Genomic DNA, 20,169 nt, shown 5'->3' on the forward strand with positions numbered 1-20,169 from the left:
CTCCCTGGTCAGCGGATGATGCCGCGGTCTGCACCGCGAAGGGATTCAATCAGCGGCTGCACTTCGGGGATGTCGGAGTAGGCTTTTTCCAGTTCCTCAACGGCCTGTTCAGTGGTCAGGCCCTGGCGGTAGATCACCTTGTAGGCACGGCGAAGAACCAGCAAGGCTTCCTTGCTGAACCCACGGCGCCGCAACCCTTCCACGTTCATGCCAAAGGGCTGGGCCGACTGGCCGCTGGCCATGATGTAGGCAGGAATATCCTTGAGCACAATGCTGCCGCCGGCACTCATGCTGTGGGTGCCAATATGGCAGAACTGGTGAACCATGGTGCCGCCGCCCAGTATGGCAAAGTCGCCAACGGATACATGCCCGGCCAGGGTGGCGCAATTGGCAAGAATCGTGTTGTTGCCAATAATGCAGTCGTGGGCCACATGCACGTAGGCCATCAGCAGGTTGCCGTTGCCGATACTGGTTTCACCGCGGTCCTGTACGGTTCCCCGGTGAATGGTGCAATTCTCGCGGATGATGTTGTCGTTACCGATAACCAGTGTGGTGGGTTCGCCGGCGTATTTCTTGTCCTGGCATTCCTCACCCACGCTCGAGAACTGGAAGATGCGGTTATTGCGGCCAATTCTGGTGGGGCCCTTGATCACAACATGGGACATGATTTCGGTGCCCTCACCGATCTCCACGTCCGGGCCAATATAGCTCCAGGGGCCGACAGTTACGTTGTCAGCCAGCCTGGCGGACGGATCCACGATCGCCTGAGGATGGACTCCCGACCATTCTTTTGTCGCCATCAGACTTCTCTCTCAGCGGTCAGTATTTCTGCCACACAGACAACTTCGTCATCTACCAGTGCGCGGCATTCGAATTTGTAGATTCCACGTTTACCAGAGATCATCCGGGACTCCATGCTCAGCCTGTCTCCGGGTATCACAGGGCGCTTGAAACGCGCCTTGCTGGAACCAGCCAGGTATTGTACCACGCCGTCCGATGGCTTCCGCCCAACCGTCACAAACCCCAGAACGCCCGAAAGCTGAGCCATGGCCTCGATAATCAATACGCCCGGCATGATCGGATTATTCGGGAAATGGCCGGTAAAAAAAGGCTCATTCAGGGAAATATTCTTGTAGCCCTTGATGAATTGCCCCTTTTCCACCTCGGTAACCCGGTCAACCAGCAGGAACGGGTAACGATGGGGCAGGTATTCCATGATTTCATCGATGTACATCATCAGTAACGGCCTCAGCCTTCTATTTTCTTTTCCAGTTCTTTTAGCCGACGCGCCATGGCATCAAGCTGACGAAATCGCACGGCGTTCTTTCGCCATTGCCGATTGGTATCGGCGCTGGTTCCGGACGAGTAAACGCCGGGCTCCCGGATATCTCCGGTAACCAGTGTCATGCCGGTCAGGTGAACCTGATCGGCAATCGTAAGATGACCTGCCACTCCCGAGGCGCCGCCAAACACGCAGTGGCTGCCAATACGGGTACTGCCGGCAATGCCGACCATTGCCGCCATGGCACTGTGATCACCAATACTGACGTTGTGTGCTATCTGAATGAGATTGTCGAGCTTTACCCCATCTCCGATCACGGTGTCGTCGAGCGCACCGCGATCGATGGTGGTGTTTGCCCCCACCTCTACATCGTCGCCCAGCACCACCCGGCCTAGCTGCGCTATCCGGTGCCAGGCGCCTTTCTCGTTGGCAAATCCGAAACCGTCCGAGCCGATTACCGCGCCACTCAGAACATGGCATCGCTTGCCCATCACAATATCGTGCGCCAGCGTCACCCGCGGACGCAGCACAGAGAGCTCGCCAATGTTGCAGCGGGCACCAATGACACAACCGGCACCCACCACCACGTTCTCACCGATGATCGCATCAGCCTCGACAACCGCCTGGGGGCCGATACTGGCGCTCTTTGCAACCTGCGCGGAAGGATCAACCACCGCAGAGGCATGAATGCCCGGCTGTGGCACCGGTGCCGGATCGAACCAGTGGCTCAGGCGAGCATAACCAAAATAGGGGTTGTCCAGTAACAGGACATTGGTGGGGCATTGATCAGCAACAGACGGCGAGACAATCACGGCAGAAGCCCTGGTGTCTGCCAGATAACGGGCATACGACGGGTTGGCCAGGAATGCTACCTGTCCCGGCACAGCCGCCTGCAACGTGGCCAGCCCCTCGATTTCCGTTTCGGGGTTGCCTCTGAGCTCTGCCCCGAGCTCAGAGGCAATGTCGCCAAGCCGGTACGAACGCTTTGTCATTATCAACTCCACAAAGTTTTTCCGGGCTGGCCATCGTCCGGCCCACCGTTATCAGCGGTCCAGCTTCTCCAGGAGTTCATCCGTCAGGTTCATGTCTGGCTTGACGTACACCACGGCCTCGCTGGGCAGAATCAGGTCGAGGTCATGCTCTTCCAGCAGTTCCTTGACGGCTGCATCCACTTCCGGGCGGGCATCTTCCAGAAACTGCTGCTTGCGGTTGGCTACGGTGGAGTCCAGGCGCTGCTTGAGGAAGTTGAATTCCTTTACCTTCTCCTGGAATTCCGCCGTCATTTTGTTGCGCTCGGACTCATTCATCATCCCGCTGTCTTTTTCCAGACGCTCCTGGAGTTTACGGGCGGCCTCCTGGGCCTCCCTGACCTTTGCTTCCTCTCCGGAGAAATCCTGCTGCATCTTTTCGCTGAATGCCTTTGCATCACCGGAGGAGAACAGTGCCTGGCGCAGATCAACTACGCCGATACGGGTTTCCGCTGCAACTGTCGAAGTAGCCATCAGTGCAGCCAGGATTACGGCAATGGACAATCGGAACATTTCTTTTCTCCTGTGTTTTTATTTATACCGCGTTTCCATTCGCTCTCTGATCAGAATGTCTGCCCCAGGGAAAACTGGAATACCTGAGTATCATCGCCACTCTTGTCGTTCAGAGGCTTGGCAAGGCTGAATGCCAGCGGGCCAACCGCTGTTATCCACTGAAATCCTACACCGGCTGACAACCGTACTTCATCCAGTGCCGGGTCAAAATTACGGTCGGCATCAAACACCTGTCCCGCATCAACAAAGAACGCCGTTCTCATTGATCGGGTGTCGCCGGCAAACGGCGTGGGGAAGATCAGCTCAAGGCTGCCTTCTGTCAGCAGACTACCGCCGAACGGATCCTCATCGGATAAATCGTTTGGCGCGTTTGTGGCCTTCGGCCCCAACGAGTTTGCCTCGTAACCGCGCACCGAGCCATAACCACCGGCATAGAAGTGTTCGTAGAACGGCATCACGCTGCGCCCGCTGTAACCATCACCATAGCCGATTTCGGAACGGGCACGGAACACCCATGTCTGATTGTCGTTGAACGGCTGGTAAAAGTCTGTTTTCTGATTCACTTTATAGAAAGTCAGATCACTGCCAGGTACAGCAACATCCGTGGACAGGGACAGGCTGTAGCCATCGGTTGGCAACACACCCCGGTTAAGGGTACTGCGGCGCCAGGAACCGAACAGGAAGTAGTTGTTGAAGTCGTTACCTTCTTCGTCGATGAAGGTTTTCACTTCTTCGGACGTGAAAGAGCCTGCCTTTATCTTGGAGAGTGTATAACCAAGACCGAAGTTGAGCCGGGTGACGTTGTCCGTCGGGTACCCGAAAGTAACCCGTCCGCCGTACTCATCGAGCAGGTAGGAGGAAATGTCCTGCTCTTCAAAATCCGTTTCGCGGGCGAAAACGCTGAAGCCCCGGCTTACACCATCCACCGTGTAATAAGGATCCTGGTAGGAGAAATTGGCGCTTTTTATAGACTCACTGACGTTAACGCCAAACGATAACCGCTTGCCACTACCAAAGAAGTTGTTCTCGGACACGTTGGCCCCGAGGATCACACCAGAGGCCTGAGAGAAGCCCACCGATGCTGAGAGGCTGCCCGTTGCCTGCTCTGATACCGAATAGTTTACGTCGACCATGTCGTCCGTACCCGGCACCGGCACGGTCTCCACATCCACGGTTTCGAAGAAGCCGAGCCGTTCGAGACGGGTTTTCGAGAATTCGATTCTGTCAGTGGAAGCCACACCGCCTTCCATCTGGGTCATTTCCTGGCGCAATACATCATCGCGGGTGGAAACGTTACCATCGAAATTGACGCGCCTGACGTACGCCCGCTTGCCGGGCTCAACAAAGAAGGTGACCGATGCCGTGTCGTCCTCACCCGGCTCCGGCACCGCGTTGACGTTGGCAAAGGCATAGCCCTCACGGCCAAGACGACGAGACAGGGATTCGGAAATGGCGGTCATGCGGGAACGGGAAAATACATCGCCCTCTTCAATGGGAATCAGCTCTCGCAGTTCTTCCTCGTCTACAATGAGCTCACCCCGAAGATTGACTTCGGATACCGTGTACTGCGGCCCTTCATTGAGTGCTATGGCAATGAATACCTTCTTCTTGTCCGGTGAAATGGACACCTGGCTGGATTCAACGTTGAAGTCGATATAGCCCCGGTCGAGGTAGAAAGAGCGCAGGGACTCCAGGTCACCACTCAGGCGCTCGCGGGCGTACTTGTCGGAATTGGTAATCGAGTTCCACCAACTGGTGGTTTCAAGCTCGAACAGATCCAGCAGGGTTTCATCGTCGAAAGCTTCGTTACCAACAATGTTGAGATGCTGGATAGCGGCCACCGAGCCCTCGTTGATATCCAGCCGGATCGCAACCCGGTTGCGGGGAAGCTCTTCAGCGGTTGCCTTGACGCGGGCGTTGTAACGCCCCTGGCTGATGTATGACCGCAGAATCTCGAGCTCAAGCCGCTCCAGGGTGGCACGGCGAAACACCTGCCCTTCCTGCAGGCCGGCGCTGGATAGCGCTTCCATCAACATGTCGGTTTCAATGTTCTTGTTGCCGTCAATGTCAATGGAGGTGATCGACGGCCGCTCCTCGACAGTCAGAATAAGCACACCACCGTCCCGACTGGCCTCGATATCGGTAAACAGACCAGTTCGAAACAGATCCTTGATGGCAGATGACAGCTCAAGTTCATCAACCGGCTCGCCAATGGATACCGGAAAGGCAGAGAACACCGTTCCTGCAGATACCCGCTGGAGACCCTCTACCTCAATATCGGATACGGTGAATTCATCAGCCAGAACCGGTCTTATGGCGGAAGTGGCGACTGCCAAGCCTACAGCTAAATTCAGAAAAGAACGTCTCATTCAATAATTTCGCCTGTTGATGCGCGTAAGGAGTTCGCAATTCTCACAACCGCATCAGGTCGTTGTAAAGTGCAAACACCATTAATGTGAGGATCATTGCCATACCAATACGTAATCCAAAAGCCTGTGCCTGTTCGGAAAGCGGCTTTCTGCGGATGGCTTCGATGGTGTAATAAACAATGTGCCCACCATCCAGAACCGGCACTGGCAAAAGATTCAGCACTCCCAGGCTGACACTGAGGTAGGCAAGAAAGCGTACAAAATCTTCGAAGCCCGAACTTACACTGGCTTCGGCTATCCTTGCAATGGTAATCGGGCCGCTGAGGTTAGTGGGGGAAAGCAGGCCGGTCACCATTTTCTTGATGGCCACCAGGGTCAGCCTGGTGTCGCCCCAGGTTTCTGACATGGCATTGGGAATTGCAGCCAGGGGGCCATAACTGACATCCCGGAGCACTTCGTCAGGCCAGGTCACTTCCTTGACACCGGCGCCTACCAGGCCCGTGACGGTTCCGTCGTCAGCCCGGTTTTCTGCTGGCGTCACCTCAATCTGCCGGCTGCTGCCTTCCCGTTCTACCGTGAGCTCCAGCGGTTTTTCGGGGGATTCACGAATGAATTCCACCAGCTCGAACCAGTCAGCGACCGGCTCTCCATCCACGGCAACCACCCGGTCTCCGCTCTTCAGGCCTGCAGCCTCAGCCCTTCCCCCGGCTGCAATCTCCCCCAGCACCGGTGGCACGTCGGGCCGCCAGGGGGTAACACCGAATTCACCCAATGGATCTGGATCCTTGTCACTGAGGCGCCAACCTTCGAGAGAGCCGGTCACAGTACCACGGCTGCCATCCCGGGATACATCAATGGTTATCTCGCCAAACTCACCGGTACGCTCGAGCAGGCGCATGTTCACATCGCGCCAGGACGTTACCCGATGGCCATCCACCTCATGGATTTCCATCCCGGAGGCAAGCCCTATTCGGTCAGCCACGCTTCCTTCATTGACGTCTCCGACAATGGGGGCAACCGTAGTGAAACCCACAACACTGAGCAGCCAGTATGCAAAGATGGCAAAAAGGAAATTGGCTATGGGCCCTGCCGCTGCAATGGCTATGCGTTTTGAGGGCGGCTTGGAGTTGAAGGCCAGGTGTTTCTGATCTTCCGGAACGGGGCCTTCCCGCTCATCCAGCATCTTTACATAACCGCCGAGCGGGATGGCGGCCACGGCGAACTCGGTACCCTGGCGGTCGTACCAGGAATACAGCGGCTTGCCAAAACCCACGGAAAACCGCAGCACCTTCACCCCACAGCGCCGTGCCACCCAGAAGTGACCGAACTCGTGGAGGGTAACCAGAATGCCCAGCGTCAGTACCAGCGCCAGTATGGTTTCAACTAGTTGCATAGTGTTCTCTGTTGAATTTGATCAGCTCGCCAGTCGAGCCCGACTGTATCAGACAGCCAGCCCGAGGATCTGTTCCCGGGCTACAGAGCGGGCTTCAGCGTCCTTGGCAAAAATGGTATCGAAACTGTCCGCCGGCACAACATCGATCATAGCCAGAGCCCGCTCTATGATAACGGGAATATCGGCAAAACCCACCTTACCGGCCAGAAACGCTGCTACCGCCTCTTCGTTGGCTGCATTCAGCACGGCCGGCGCGGTTCCACCCTGCTGAAAGGCCTCGGCTGCCAGCCGGAGACAGGGGAAGCGCTCCAGGTCCGGCCTTTCAAAGTTGAACTGCCCGATGCGGAAAAGATCCAGGGGCGCTACGCCGGCATCGATTCGTTCGGGCCAGGCCAGTCCATTGGCGATCGGGGTACGCATATCGGGGCTGCCCAGCTGGGCAAGTACCGAGCCATCGGCATACTCCACCATGGAATGGATGATGCTCTCCGGGTGCACGTGCACTTCGATCATGTCCGGAGTGGTATTGAACAGCCAGCACGCCTCAATCAACTCCAGCCCTTTGTTCATCAGAGTTGCGGAGTCCACCGAGATTTTCTGGCCCATGGACCAGTTGGGATGGGCACAGGCCTCTGCCGGCAGGACATGGCGCAGAGCTTCGGCAGAATGGGTACGGAAAGGGCCACCGGATGCCGTCAGCAGAATACGGGTGATGCCAGCGGCGCCTGTATCGCGGATCCTGTCCGCTGGCATGCACTGGAAAATGGCGTTGTGCTCGCTGTCGATGGGCAGCACTTCTGCACCTGAGGCAGTGACGGCATCCATGAACAGCTTGCCGGACATCACCAGTGCCTCTTTATTGGCCAGCAGCACCCGCTTGCCGGCCCGGACAGCGGCCAGTGTGGGAGGCAGGCCCGCGGCACCAACAATGGCGGCCATGACCGTATCCGCACCCGGGTCTGCGGCAACTTCGCCAAGGGCCTGTGTTCCACTGAGAACCGTCACCGACGGCAGGCCGGAAAGCGCTGCAGACAACGCCCCGGCCGCTGCCTCATCCGCCATCACGGCATAGCGCGGGCGAAATTCATGGCACAGCCCGGCCATAACTTCAACACTGGTGCTGGCCGTAAGCGCAAAGACCGAAAAGCGATCCGGGTGGCGGCGTATGACATCAAGCGTGCTCAGGCCTATGGACCCGGTGGCACCCAGTATCGTGATGCTTCGCTTCACGATGGTCACCATTGCCCCGCAGTCAGCCAGCCGAGCAGCGTGATCATCAGTGCAAAGACCGGGATGGCCGCCGTCAGGCTGTCGATACGGTCCATGATGCCACCGTGTCCGGGTAACAGCCCGCTGCTGTCCTTGATACCACGGAAACGTTTGAGCATGCTTTCCAGAAGGTCTCCCAGCACGGATACCAGGCCGGTGACAAGGCTGGCGACAACCAGCAGAAGAGACTGAGTAACGGTAGCCGAGGCCAGCGTACTGACAATGACAGCAAATACGGCAACCGCAGCCAGACCACCCCAGACGCCCGCCCAGGACTTGCCGGGGCTGACTCGCGGTGCCAGCTTGGCCTTGCCGAATGCGCGGCCGGCGAAGTAGGCCCCGATATCGGCAACCCACACCACGCAGAAAATATAGAGAATCACCAGCAGGTTGTTGGTGGTATCACCAAACTGGAAGCCACCGGTGCGTATATGGTTAAGCCCGACCCAGGCTGGCACCAGCACCAGAAGACCCATAATAGCCCGGCCCGGCACACTGCCCCAGCGATCCGAACCGTCCGGGTAGCTTCTCACCAGCAGGAAACACAGAATCCACCAGACCAGAGCCAGCCAGAGAACAGCCACAGCCGGCACATTCAACAGTCCGTAGAGCACCGCCGCAACCAACAGGGCATAGGCAACACGGGCGGCCGGTGTCACCAGGCCGGACATATTGGCCCACTCCCAGGCGCCAATGGTAATGATGGCTCCGGTGAACAGCGCAAAGCCAAGGGGCGGCAGGAAGAAAATGCCACCAATGGCAATGGGTGCCAGTATGAGCGCGGTAATAATACGGGTTTTAAGCACGATATCGTTCGCTATCTTGTCGTTATTGTTCCGACGAAACACTGGCAATCTGGTCATCGGTCTGACCAAACCGGCGTTTTCGGCCCGCATACGCCTGTAGCGCCTGGCTCATTTCCTGTTCACGGAAATCAGGCCAGTAAACAGGAGAAAAGTACAGCTCGGTGTATGCCAGGTGCCAGAGCATGAAATTGCTGATGCGTTGCTCACCTGCGGTACGGATCATCAGATCCGGCATCGGCAGGTCGCCAATGGAGAGGTGCTGCTGTATCAGGTCGTCGGTGATGTCCGAGGGCGCCAGCTCACCCTTGCGCACTTTCTCCGCCACTTTGCGGCTGGCCTGGGTAATATCCCAGTGGCCACCATAGTTTGCGGCGATAACGAGGGTCATCCGCTTGTTGTCGCGGGTCAGCTCCTCGGCGCGGTTCATATGTTCCTGGAGGTTGGCACTGAACGCCGTGCGATCGCCGATAATACGCAGGCAGATATCATTGCGATGAAGCTTTTTCACTTCCCGCTCCAGGGCAAACAGGAACAGCCGCATCAGGGCCGACACTTCTTCTTCGGGCCGGCGCCAGTTCTCGCTTGAGAACGCGAAAAGTGTCAGTACCTCGACCCCTTCCCGGGCGCAGGTTTCCACCACTGACCGGACCGCCTTGACGCCCGCCTTATGACCGGCAACGCCCTTCAATCGCCGGGCTTTGGCCCAGCGATTGTTTCCATCCATGATAATGGCCACATGCCGGGGCTGGCTGCCAGCCGATACCGGAATCTCTGCGGATACACTTTCCGTCATGCAATCCCCTGTTCAGCCAGCACCCGGCAATACAACCGCCACTGACTGATCACGTTGCTGAAATTGACCGGCTGCACTCAGACAGCCATCAGGTCCTCTTCCTTGGCCTTTAGCTGCTTCTCGATCTCGGCGATGTAGCGGTCAGTCAATTTCTGGATTTCCTCCTCACCGTAGCGCTCTTCATCTTCATTGATTTCCTTTTCCTTCAGCAGCTCTTTCAGCGTGCTGTTGGCGTCGCGACGGGCATTGCGAACAGACACACGGCCGTGCTCCGCGTCAGCCTTGGCCTGCTTGACCATTTCCTTGCGGGTTTCTTCGGTCAGCATCGGCATGGGAATGCGAATAACCTCACCGTTATTGGAAGGATTCAGGCCCAGATCCGACATCATGATTGCTTTCTCGATCTTCGGTAACAGCGGCTTCTCCCAGGGCGAGACGGCCAGGGTGCGGTTGTCTTCCACATTCACACTGGCCACCTGCTTCAGCGGTGTTTCCTGGCCGTAATAGTCAACCATTACGCTGTCCAGGATGGAGGGGTGGGCACGACCGGTACGGATCTTGTTGAAAGCCGAGTTCAGGGACTCAAGGCTTTTCTTCATCTTCTTTTCGGCATCAGCTTTAATATCGTCAATCACTGCAGCATCCTCGGATTCATTGTTCAAAAATTACTCAATCAGTGTGCCTTCCGACTCCCCGGTTACGATCCGGGTCAGCGCGCCGGCCCGGTTCATATCGAAGACCCGCAGAGGCATACCATGATCCCGGGCAAGACAGATGGCGGTCAGGTCCATCACGCCCAGTTTCTTGTCCAGCACCTGATCGTAAGTCAGGTGATCATACTTCTCTGCCGTCGGGTCTTTGTAGGGATCTGCGGAATACACCCCGTCAACCTTGGTGGCTTTCAGCACGGCATCAGCTTCAATCTCGATGCCCCGCAGGCAAGCCGCTGAATCGGTTGTGAAAAACGGATTACCTGTACCCGCACAGAAAATCACCACATCGCCGTCTTTCAGATCACGCACGGCACGGCGGCGGTCGTAATGCTCAACAATACCACTCATGGGGATAGCAGACATAACCCGGGTGCGAATGTTGGAGCGCTCCAGGGCGTCTCTCATGGCCAGCCCGTTCATCACGGTTGCCAGCATCCCCATGTGGTCACCAGTCACCCTGTCCATGCCGGCAGCGTTCAAAGCAGCACCACGGAACAGGTTGCCACCCCCGATCACCAGTCCTACCTGAACACCAATACCAATGAGGGAGCCAATATCCAGCGCCATACGGTCGAGTACTTTGGGATCAATACCGAAATCATGATCACCCATCAGGGCTTCGCCACTGAGCTTGAGCAGAACACGTTTATATCTGGGCTGGGTATTGGAAGACTTCGGCATGAGGATCCCCTTCTTGGTGTCTGGCTTGGTGTCTGGCAGGACAAGCTTCTCAGGCTTGTATCTGACATACTCCTCCGAAAAGGGGTATCTCAGATACAAGCCCGCCACGAGAGCCGGAAAACTCCAGCTAACGTGGCAGACTCGAACGGTGCGTCAGCCTGTGCGTCGGCACCTGTCAGAAGGATCAGGACTTGCCGGTGCCCGCTGCAGCAGCGACCTCGGCAGCGAAGTCCACTTCTTCCTTCTCAATACCTTCGCCGACTTCCAGACGAACGAAACTCACCAGATCGGCGCCGTTGTCCTTGATCAGCTGACCAACAGTCTGGTCAGGATTCTTGACGAACGGTTGCTCGACCAGGCTGTTCTCCGCCAGGAATTTCTTGATGCGGCCGCCCATCATCTTCTCGACGATTTCGGCAGGCTTGCCTTCCATGTCCGGCTGGGCCTTGATGACGTCCTTTTCTTTCTCCAGCTCATCGGCAGGCATGTCTTCCGGCTTGCCAACACGCGGGTTGACAGCGGCAACGTGCATGGCAACGTCACGGGCAACTTCAGGATCACCGGCGCTCAGGGCAACAACGGAAGCGATCTTGTTATTGCTGTGAACGTAACCGCCCACCACAGGCCCTTCAACGCGGATGATGCGACGAACGGTGATGTTCTCACCGATCTTCTGAACCAGTGCTTCGCGCTTGGCTTCAAGATCGCCTTCCATCAGTTCGGCAACGTCTGTCTTGCCGTTTTCAAAGGCAACATTCAGAACGTCGTTGGCGAAGTTCATGAAGTTGTCATCACGGGCAACGAAATCGGTTTCGGAGTTCACTTCCAGAATGTAAGCGACAGTGTTGTCGTCAGACACCTTGATCAGGGAAACACCTTCAGCGGCGGTACGGCCCGCTTTCTTGGCAGCCTTCAGGCCGGAAGACTTGCGCAGCTCTTCGATAGCAGCGTCAACGCTTCCGCCAGCTTCTACCAGTGCCTTTTTGCACTCCATCATGCCAAGGCCGGTGCGCTCACGCAGCTCTTTGACCATTGCAGCAGTAATTGCAGCCATGTTCATTCCTCTTAACTGTTCCAGTCCAAATTCTGTACCGGTGTGCCCGGCGGTAAACCACGGGCACACCCTACAACCTGTTCGCGAAGGAAATATTACTCCGCAGCGGGAGCAGCACCTTCCGCGTCTTCGCTGACTTCTACAAATTCGTCAGCGCCGGCAGCGCCAGACTGGGCAGCCTCGATACAGGTGTCGGCAACGGCCTGCACGTAAATCTGGATCGCGCGGATGGCATCATCGTTGCCCGGGATAACGTAATCAACGCCGTCCGGATCGCTGTTGGTATCGACAACACCGATAACAGGAATACCCAGCTTGTTGGCTTCCTTGATGGCGATACGCTCGTGGTCCACGTCGATCACGAACATGGCGTCCGGCAGGCCGCCCATGTCCTTGATACCGCCGATGGAGCGTTCAAGGCGATCCATTTCGCGGGTGCGATCAAGGGCTTCTTTCTTGGTCAGCTTGTCGAAAGTACCGTCCTGGCTCTGTGCTTCCAGGTCACGGTAGCGACGGATCGACTGGCGGATGGTCTTGTAGTTGGTCAGCATGCCGCCGAGCCAGCGATGGTTCACGTAAGGCTGGTTGGAGCGGAGTGCTTCTTCCTTGATGATCTTGGCCGCCGCACGCTTGGTGCCAACGAACAGGATCTTGTTCCTGTTGCCTGCGAGGTTATGAACGAAGTTCAGTGCCTCGTTCATGGCAGGAACAGTCTGCTCAAGGTTGATGATATGAATCTTGTTACGGGCGCCGAAGATGAACTTCGACATTTTCGGGTTCCAGTAACGGGTCTGGTGACCGAAGTGGGCGCCTGCCTTCAGCAGGTCACGCATATTTACCTGAGCCATGATATTTACCTTTTTAGCTTCGGGTTAGTCCTCCACACGTCCGATTGACCCAACCTGAACCCGATGCTTGTTATGTGAGCAACAGGAGCAGGCACCCTGGGACAACGTGCCGACGTGTGTGCGAATTTGCCGGATTTGTTTCCAGCGGGCGCGTTTATACCATAAATCGGCCGCCGGATTCCATTAATTTGTACCTCCCGTAATGGGCCGGCCATCGCCTCTTCCTTGTACCGGGCCACGCTCCCCCTTAAAATGCCTGTTTGATCCAAATCAACGGGAAACCCAATGCAGGTATCGATCAAGACTCCGGAAGAAATCGAAAAGATGCGTGTCGCCGGCCGCCTGGCGGCGGAAGTTCTCGAAATGATCGGTGACTACGTCAAACCCGGCGTGACAACCGAGGAACTGGACAACATCTGCCACGACTACATGGTGAACGAGCAGCACACGATTCCCGCACCGCTGAACTACAAGGGTTTCCCGAAATCGATCTGCACTTCCGTGAACCATGTGGTCTGCCACGGCATCCCTTCGGAAAAGAAGGTGCTGAAGGATGGCGACATTCTCAATATTGACGTCACCGTCATCAAAGATGGCTGGCACGGCGATACCAGCAAGATGTTTATCGTGGGTAAACCCAAGCCCGGAACCGAGCGCCTGATCCAGATCACCCAGGAATGCCTGTATAAAGGTATCGAACTGGTCAGGCCGGGCACCCGGCTCGGGGACATTGGCCACGTTATCCAGCAGCACGCAGAGAAGCACCGGTATTCCGTGGTGCGGGACTACTGCGGCCACGGCATCGGGCAGGTTTTCCATGAAGAGCCACAGGTAATGCACTACGGCAAGCCGGGAACCGGCATGGAGCTTCAGGAAGGCATGACCTTTACCATTGAGCCGATGATCAACCAGGGCAAGTACCACACCAAGCTGTTGCCGGATGGCTGGACGGTCGTGACCAAGGACCACAAGCTGTCAGCCCAGTGGGAACACACCATTCTGGTAACGGCTGACGGCCACGAGGTACTGACCAAGCGCACGGAAGAGTCGTTCTAGGTGGACTTCAGCGAACTTGAGGCCAGAATCAGCAGCGACCCGTCTCCTGTCGGGGCAGCCAGGCAACTGCTTAAGGAGCGCTACCGCGCGGATGCAGAGGCCTTCCGCCAGGGGGCGGATGTCCGCGCCCTGGTTCATTCCAGATCCGACACCATTGATACAGTCCTTGCCCTGATCTGGAACCGTTACGCCTTCGCGTCTTCCCCGGATGTTTCCCTGGTTGCCGTTGGTGGCTACGGCCGCGGAGAACTCCACCCCCATTCCGATATTGATCTGCTGATCCTCACCCGCAACGGTATTGAGGACAACTGGCAGGAAGACCTGGGCGCCTTCATTACCCTGCTCTGGGATCTGAAGCTGGACATTGGCCACAGTGTCCGCAGCATCAGGGAGAGCATGGAAGCCGCCCGGCAGGACGTCACCATCCTGACCAACCTGCTGGAAACCCGCACCATCGCCGGGCCGGATGAGTTGCGGGACGAACTCAGCCAGCAGGTCTATTCCGACAATATCAGTTCCGACCGGGACTACTTCATCGCCAAACGGGAAGAACAGAAACTCCGGCACGCGAAATACGGCGATACCGAGTACAACCTGGAGCCCAACGTGAAAGGCTCGCCGGGCGCCCTGCGGGACATCCAGACCATTGGCTGGATTACCAAGCGACACTTTGGCCTGCAGAATATCGCGGACCTGACCCGCTTCAGCATTCTGACCGAAGAAGAACACCAGATCCTGCTGCAGGGGGAAACCTTCCTCTGGCGGCTGCGGTATGGCCTGCAACTGATTGCAGACCGCAACGAAAACCGCCTTCTGTTTGACCACCAGCGGGCCCTGGCCGAGATGCTGGGCTATCGGGATGAAGGCAAGCGGCTCGGCGTCGAGCTGATGATGCAGTCCTACTACCGGACGGTACTGGCCCTGGCCGAGCTGGCCGACGTCATTCTTCAATACTACGACGAAGCCATCCTGGGCTCGGGCAGCGACGATGACATACTGCCACTGAACAAGCGTTTCCAGATCCGCAATTTCTACATCGAAGCGGTAAACAACCAGGTATTCGCCTACGCCCCCTATGCCATCATGGAGATCTTCGTGCTGATGGCCCAGCACCCGGAGATCAAGGGTATCCGGGCGACCACCATCCGTTCCCTGCGGGCGCACCGGCATCTGATTGACGACGCCTTCCGGTCGGACCTGGCGGTAACCTCCCTGTTCATGGAATTACTGCGGACGCCCCACGCCCTCGACCAGACCCTGTCTGCGATGAAAAAATACAACGTGCTGGGCCGCTACCTGCCGGAGTTCGGCCAGATCATCGGCCAGATGCAGCATGACCTTTTTCACATCTACACCGTGGACGCCCACACCATGCGGGTGATCCGCAACATGGTCCGGCTCGACAGCGCCGAAGCCCGCGATGAATACCCCCTCGCCTCGCGCCTGATACACCGGTTACCGAAACTGGAAACACTGTATATAGCGGGCCTCTATCACGATGTGGCCAAGGGCCGCGGAGGCGACCACTCGGAACTGGGCGCCATTGACGCCGAGGAGTTCTGTCAGCGCCACCACCTGAGCGAACGGGACACGCAGCTGGCTTCCTGGCTGGTAGAGAACCACCTGCTGATGTCCATGACAGCCCAGCGCAAGGATATTTCCGACCCGGACATCATCCACGGGTTTGCACGCTCGGTACCGAGCCAGGTTCATCTGGACTACCTCTACGTGCTGACGGTATGCGATATCAGCGCCACCAACCCGAAACTCTGGAATACCTGGCGGGCGTCGCTCCTGCGCCAGCTCTACATTGAAACCAAGCGGGCACTGAGACGTGGCTCGGAAACGCCGGTAGACCGCCAGGAGTGGGTGCGCGCCACCCAGTCCGAGGCGCGGGAGATCCTGCATGCCCAGAACATGACCGACGAGCAGATCGACAGCATCTGGGAAACCCTGGACGAAGATTACTTCCTGCAGGATTCCACCGTGGATATCGCCTGGCAGACCGCCGCCATCATCCGCCATGGCGATGACCCGGACCCGCTGGTGCTGATTCGTGATACCCGCGGCGGGCCAACCGACGGCTACTCCCAGATCATCATCTACATGAGCGACCGTATCGATCTGTTTGCTGCAACGACGGCGGTGCTGGAACAGCTCAACCTGAACATCGTCGATGCCCGCATCAGTTCCAGTGAAGGCCCCTTCTCCATCAGTTCCTATATTGTCCTGGATGAGAAAGGCAAACCCCTGGGCATCGATCCGGCCCGCAAGGACCGTGTGCGCAGGCGCCTGATCGAGGAGCTGGATGACCCTGAGGATTACCCGGACATTATCCACCGGCGCACGCCCAGGCAGCTGAAACACTTTGCCTTTCCCACCGAGGTGACCTTCTCCAATGACACCATTAACCAGCGCACGGTTATGGAAGTGGTCACACCGGACCGGCCGGGGCTGCTGGCGCGGGTCGGGCAGGTATTGCTGGAACATCGTGTGCGACTGACCAACGCCAAGATAGCCACCCTGGGCGAACGGGTGGAAGACGTATTCTTTGTAACCGATGAGCATGGCGAGCCGATCCGTGATCCGGCCGTCTGCCAGGCTCTGCAGCAGGACCTTTGCCAAATGCTGGACGACACACGATGAACCCGGATCTGGACAGACTCCACCCCTACCCGTTCGAGAAGCTGACGAAACTCAAGGCCGGCATTACCGTCCCCCGGGACCTGAGCTCAATATCACTGGGGATTGGCGAACCCAAGCATCCGTCACCGGAATTCGTGAAACAGGTGATTGCGGATAACCTGGACAAGCTTGCCAACTATCCCACCACCAAAGGCACCGATGAACTGCGCCAGGCCATCGCAACCTGGGCCACAGGGCGTTTTGGGCTGACACCGGGAACACTGACTCCGGAGCACCACATCGTTCCGGTCAACGGCACCCGCGAGGGGATTTTCTCGCTGGTCCAGTCTGTTGTGGATTCCACCCGCCCCGCCACCGTGGTCAGCCCGAACCCGTTCTACCAGGTGTATGAAGGGGCCGCGTTCCTGGCCGGCGCCACGCCTCATTACCTGGCATGCGATGCCAGCAACCGGTTCATACCGGACTTCGACCGGGTACCGGATTCGGTGTGGGAAAACTGCCAGGTTCTGTTCCTGTGCTCACCGGGAAATCCCAGCGGTTCCGTCATACCCCGGGAAACCCTGGCACAGGTGATCGAACTGGCGGACAGGCACGATTTTATCGTCGCCTCGGATGAGTGCTACTCCGAGCTCTACCCCGATGAAAGCCAGCCGCCGGAAGGGCTGCTGCAGACGTGTGCCGCCATCGGCCGGAATGATTTTGCCCGCTGCATTGTGTTTCACAGCCTGTCCAAGCGCAGCAATCTGCCAGGCCTGCGCTCCGGGTTCGTTGCCGGCGACGCCAGCATTCTGAAAGGTTACCTCAAGTACCGCACCTACCACGGCTGCGCCATGCCCATTCACAACCAGCTCGCCAGCATCGCAGCCTGGAACGATGAAAACCACGTGCGTGAGAACCGGGCCGCCTACCGCGCCAAATTCGAGGCGGTGGTGCCCATCCTGCGGGAAGTCATGGACGTGGATTTCCCGGACGCAGGCTTTTATCTATGGCCGGAAACACCGATGGACGATGAAACCTTCGCGCGGGAGCTGTCAGCCCAACAGAACGTACACGTGTTGCCGGGCCGCTACCTTTCCCGCACTGTCGACGGCCATAACCCCGGCGAGAACCGGGTACGGATGGCCCTGGTGGCCCCCGTTGAGGAATGTGTTGAGGCAGCAAAGCGCATTGTGACATTTGTAAAGGCGAACAAGGCATGAAGCTATACGGCATCAGAAACTGCGACACCGTCAAGAAAGCACGTAAATGGCTGGATGACGCCGGTATCGACTACGAATTCCATGATTTCAGGAAGGATGGCCTCGATGCCGATCGACTCAGCGAATGGGAGCAATCGGCCGGCTGGGAAGTGCTGCTGAACCGCCGCGGTACCACCTGGCGCAAACTTCCGGACGAGGTTCGTGATAATATTGGCGCCCAGTCCGCCCATCGCCTGATGCTCGACAACCCGTCCATCATCAAGCGGCCTGTGGTAGAGCATGGCGACACGGTCAGCGTCGGTTTCAACCCCGGTGAATGGGCCGAACGATTCAAACACTGAGAACCAGGAGCACATCAATGAGTTTTGCATTCGGAATTGGTATCGGCACCCAGAACAAACAGGGCGAGTGGCTGGAAGTGTTTTACCAGCAGCCGGTCATCACCCCCGATAACGGCCTCATCGAAGTGGCTCGTAATGTACTGGAATATCAGGGTGGCAACCAGGCAATATCGGCAACCCCGGAGCAGCTCAAAGCGCTTTCCGACGGGCTGCGCCAGCTTGGCCAGATGGAACAGTCCGCCCTCGCCAGCAAGGCTGCAGAAAGCCGTCGCCCGGTTGTGGTGACACTGCTGGACTCCGACGATACTGCGTCCAGCACACCGGAGGTGTATCTCAAACTGCACCTGATCTCCAGCCGCCAGGCCAGGCCACACGAACTGAAGCTGGACGGCATTTTCGGATTACTGCCCAACCTGGCCTGGACCAGCGAAGGCGCCATTGATCTGAACGAACTTCCGGCCCGCCAGCTGGAGGCACGAATCCAGGGCCGCACCCTGGAAGTGAAGTCCGTGGACAAGTTCCCGCAGATGACCGATTACGTGGTGCCGAAAGGCGTACGCATCGCCGACACCGCCCGTGTTCGCCTGGGCGCCTATGTGGGTGAAGGCACTACCGTGATGCATGAAGGCTTTATCAACTTCAATGCCGGCACCGAAGGCACCAGCATGATTGAAGGCCGCATTTCCGCCGGCGTCATGATCGGCCAGGGCTCGGATCTTGGCGGTGGCTGTTCCACCATGGGCACACTTTCAGGCGGCGGCAATATCATTATTTCCGTGGGCGAGAACTGCCTGATCGGCGCCAATGCCGGCATCGGCATTCCCCTGGGCGACCGCTGCAAGGTGGAAGCCGGCCTGTACATCACCGCCGGCACCAAGGTTGCCCTGCTGGACGACAACAACGAGCTGGTGGAAGTGATCAAGGCCCGGGACCTGGCCAACAAGCCTGACCTGCTGTTCCGTCGTAACAGCCAGACGGGTGCGGTGGAGTGCAAGACCAACAAGACTGCCATCGAGCTGAATGAAGAGCTGCATGCAAACAACTAATTCCCCCACCCTTGAACTCGCCGTGGATCTTATCCGCCGCAAGTCCGTGACGCCGGACGACGCTGGCTGTCAGAATCTGATGATGTCCCGGCTTTCCGCCCTGGGCTTCAACGGCGAAGCCCTACGCTTTGGCGACACCGACAACCTCTGGGCCCGCAAGGGTTCAGATGGCCCGTTACTGGCCTTCGCCGGCCATACGGATGTTGTTCCCACCGGCCCGGAGAAGAACTGGCGCCATCCGCCGTTCGATGCTGTCATCGATGATGGTTACCTCCACGGCAGGGGTGCTGCCGACATGAAAGGCAGCCTCGCGGCGTTCGTGACCGCCTGCGAGCGTTTTGTGGACAAGCATCCGGATCACCGGGGCTCCATTGCCCTGCTGATCACCAGTGATGAGGAAGGCCCGGCCCAGAACGGCACCGTGAAAGTGGTGGAAACCCTGGAAGCCCGGAACGAGAAAATCGACTGGTGCCTGATTGGTGAACCTTCCAGCACCCACCAGCTGGGCGACGTGATCAAGAACGGACGCCGGGGCTCGCTGCACGGTTACCTGACAGTGCACGGCACCCAGGGCCACGTGGCCTATCCGCATCTGGCGGAAAATCCCGTGCATACCGTCGCTCCGGCGCTGGATGCGCTGGCAAAGGAATTCTGGGACAACGGCAATGACTTCTTCCCGCCAACCACCTTCCAGATTACAAAAATCGAGGCTGGCACCGGCAGTAACATTATCCCCGGTGAATGCCTGGTGCACTTCAATTTCCGTTACTGCACGGAAAACACAGCGGAGAGCCTGGAAGAGCGCGTGGTTGCGATTCTCGACCGTCATGAACTGAAGTACGACCTGCAGTGGCACCTGAGTGGACGTCCGTTCCTGACCGACCGAGGCGCACTGGTTTCGGCAGCCCAGAGTGCAATCCGCACGGTTACCGGCCGGGATACCGAACTGTCCACATCTGGCGGAACGTCCGACGGGCGCTTTATCGCGCCTACCGGTGCCCAGGTTCTCGAACTCGGCCCCATCAACGCCACGATTCACAAGGTGAACGAGTGCGTAAAGGCGGAAGACCTGGATACGCTGTCAGAGATTTACGAGCAGATTCTTATCGAGTTGCTGGCCTAGATGGCCAGC

At 57.8% G+C, this 20,169-nt stretch carries 19 protein-coding genes; 6 read left to right on the forward strand and 13 right to left on the reverse strand.

The genetic code is table 11. The features are described from left to right. Positions 1-8: 8 nt before the first annotated feature. From lpxA to rpsB, 13 genes are all read right to left on the reverse strand, one after another. A complete protein-coding gene (lpxA, locus tag HLUCCO03_RS12835; RefSeq protein WP_027831472.1) occupies positions 9-800 on the reverse strand; it encodes an acyl-ACP--UDP-N-acetylglucosamine O-acyltransferase in 792 nt (263 codons plus the stop codon). Continuing rightward, a complete protein-coding gene (gene fabZ, locus HLUCCO03_RS12840; RefSeq protein WP_027831471.1) occupies positions 800-1,237 on the reverse strand; it encodes a 3-hydroxyacyl-ACP dehydratase FabZ in 438 nt (145 codons plus the stop codon). Before fabZ ends, lpxA begins: the two co-directional genes overlap by 1 nt. Before the next feature lie 11 nt (positions 1,238-1,248). After that, positions 1,249-2,274 (reverse strand): UDP-3-O-(3-hydroxymyristoyl)glucosamine N-acyltransferase, encoded by a 1,026-nt coding sequence (gene lpxD, locus HLUCCO03_RS12845; protein WP_027831470.1) that lies wholly within the window; start codon positions 2,272-2,274, stop codon positions 1,249-1,251. A gap of 51 nt (positions 2,275-2,325) precedes the next feature. Further along, a complete protein-coding gene (locus HLUCCO03_RS12850) occupies positions 2,326-2,823 on the reverse strand; it encodes an OmpH family outer membrane protein (protein ID WP_027831469.1) in 498 nt (165 codons plus the stop codon). A 50-nt stretch (positions 2,824-2,873) separates the two neighbouring features. Further along, a complete protein-coding gene (gene bamA / locus HLUCCO03_RS12855; protein ID WP_027831468.1) occupies positions 2,874-5,192 on the reverse strand; it encodes an outer membrane protein assembly factor BamA in 2,319 nt (772 codons plus the stop codon). 43 nt (positions 5,193-5,235) lie between these two features. Further along, positions 5,236-6,585, reverse strand: coding sequence for an RIP metalloprotease RseP (gene rseP, locus HLUCCO03_RS12860; RefSeq protein ID WP_027831467.1), 1,350 nt, complete (start codon positions 6,583-6,585; stop codon positions 5,236-5,238). Positions 6,586-6,633: 48 nt separating this feature from the next. After that, a complete protein-coding gene (gene ispC, locus HLUCCO03_RS12865; RefSeq protein ID WP_197025650.1) occupies positions 6,634-7,827 on the reverse strand; it encodes a 1-deoxy-D-xylulose-5-phosphate reductoisomerase in 1,194 nt (397 codons plus the stop codon). After that, a complete protein-coding gene (locus HLUCCO03_RS12870; protein WP_027831465.1) occupies positions 7,821-8,660 on the reverse strand; it encodes a phosphatidate cytidylyltransferase in 840 nt (279 codons plus the stop codon). Before HLUCCO03_RS12870 ends, ispC begins: the two co-directional genes overlap by 7 nt. Before the next feature lie 22 nt (positions 8,661-8,682). Then, the gene (gene uppS / locus HLUCCO03_RS12875) at positions 8,683-9,453 is read right to left on the reverse strand and encodes a polyprenyl diphosphate synthase (protein WP_027831464.1); all 771 of its coding nucleotides are present in this window, start codon (positions 9,451-9,453) and stop codon (positions 8,683-8,685) included. A 77-nt stretch (positions 9,454-9,530) separates the two neighbouring features. Next, on the reverse strand, positions 9,531-10,088 hold the full coding sequence (gene frr / locus HLUCCO03_RS12880; RefSeq protein WP_027831463.1) for a ribosome recycling factor: 558 nt from the start codon (positions 10,086-10,088) through the stop codon (positions 9,531-9,533). A 30-nt stretch (positions 10,089-10,118) separates the two neighbouring features. Then, entirely contained in the window at positions 10,119-10,847 is a 729-nt protein-coding gene (gene pyrH / locus HLUCCO03_RS12885) for a UMP kinase (RefSeq protein WP_027831462.1), read from the reverse strand. A 184-nt stretch (positions 10,848-11,031) separates the two neighbouring features. Then, the gene (gene tsf / locus HLUCCO03_RS12890) at positions 11,032-11,901 is read right to left on the reverse strand and encodes a translation elongation factor Ts (RefSeq protein ID WP_027831461.1); all 870 of its coding nucleotides are present in this window, start codon (positions 11,899-11,901) and stop codon (positions 11,032-11,034) included. Positions 11,902-11,996: 95 nt separating this feature from the next. Further along, the gene (rpsB, locus tag HLUCCO03_RS12895; protein ID WP_027831460.1) at positions 11,997-12,749 is read right to left on the reverse strand and encodes a 30S ribosomal protein S2; all 753 of its coding nucleotides are present in this window, start codon (positions 12,747-12,749) and stop codon (positions 11,997-11,999) included. Between the two features lie 285 nt (positions 12,750-13,034). Here rpsB and map point away from each other — a divergent pair, with 285 nt between their 5' ends. The 6 genes from map to dapE are packed head-to-tail and all read left to right on the forward strand — an operon-like array spanning position 13,035 to position 20,160. Then, positions 13,035-13,805 carry a type I methionyl aminopeptidase gene (gene map / locus HLUCCO03_RS12900; protein ID WP_027831459.1) on the forward strand — a complete coding sequence of 257 codons (771 nt, stop codon included), beginning with the start codon at positions 13,035-13,037 and terminating at the stop codon, positions 13,803-13,805. Further along, a complete protein-coding gene (locus tag HLUCCO03_RS12905; RefSeq protein ID WP_027831458.1) occupies positions 13,806-16,451 on the forward strand; it encodes a [protein-PII] uridylyltransferase in 2,646 nt (881 codons plus the stop codon). Continuing rightward, positions 16,448-17,650: a succinyldiaminopimelate transaminase gene (gene dapC / locus HLUCCO03_RS12910; protein WP_292016717.1), complete on the forward strand. Its 1,203-nt coding sequence runs from the start codon at positions 16,448-16,450 to the stop codon at positions 17,648-17,650. The genes HLUCCO03_RS12905 and dapC overlap by 4 nt, the downstream gene beginning before the upstream one ends. Then, complete coding sequence (locus HLUCCO03_RS12915; RefSeq protein WP_027831457.1) at positions 17,647-17,991, forward strand: ArsC family reductase; 345 nt, start codon at positions 17,647-17,649, stop codon at positions 17,989-17,991. Before dapC ends, HLUCCO03_RS12915 begins: the two co-directional genes overlap by 4 nt. Positions 17,992-18,008: 17 nt before the next feature. Beyond that, positions 18,009-19,037 (forward strand): 2,3,4,5-tetrahydropyridine-2,6-dicarboxylate N-succinyltransferase, encoded by a 1,029-nt coding sequence (dapD, locus tag HLUCCO03_RS12920; RefSeq protein ID WP_027831456.1) that lies wholly within the window; start codon positions 18,009-18,011, stop codon positions 19,035-19,037. After that, a complete protein-coding gene (gene dapE, locus HLUCCO03_RS12925; protein ID WP_027831455.1) occupies positions 19,024-20,160 on the forward strand; it encodes a succinyl-diaminopimelate desuccinylase in 1,137 nt (378 codons plus the stop codon). Before dapD ends, dapE begins: the two co-directional genes overlap by 14 nt. The last annotated feature ends 9 nt before the right edge of the window (positions 20,161-20,169 follow it).

The organism is Marinobacter sp. HL-58, from assembly GCF_001314605.1.
Lineage (GTDB): Bacteria > Pseudomonadota > Gammaproteobacteria > Pseudomonadales > Oleiphilaceae > Marinobacter.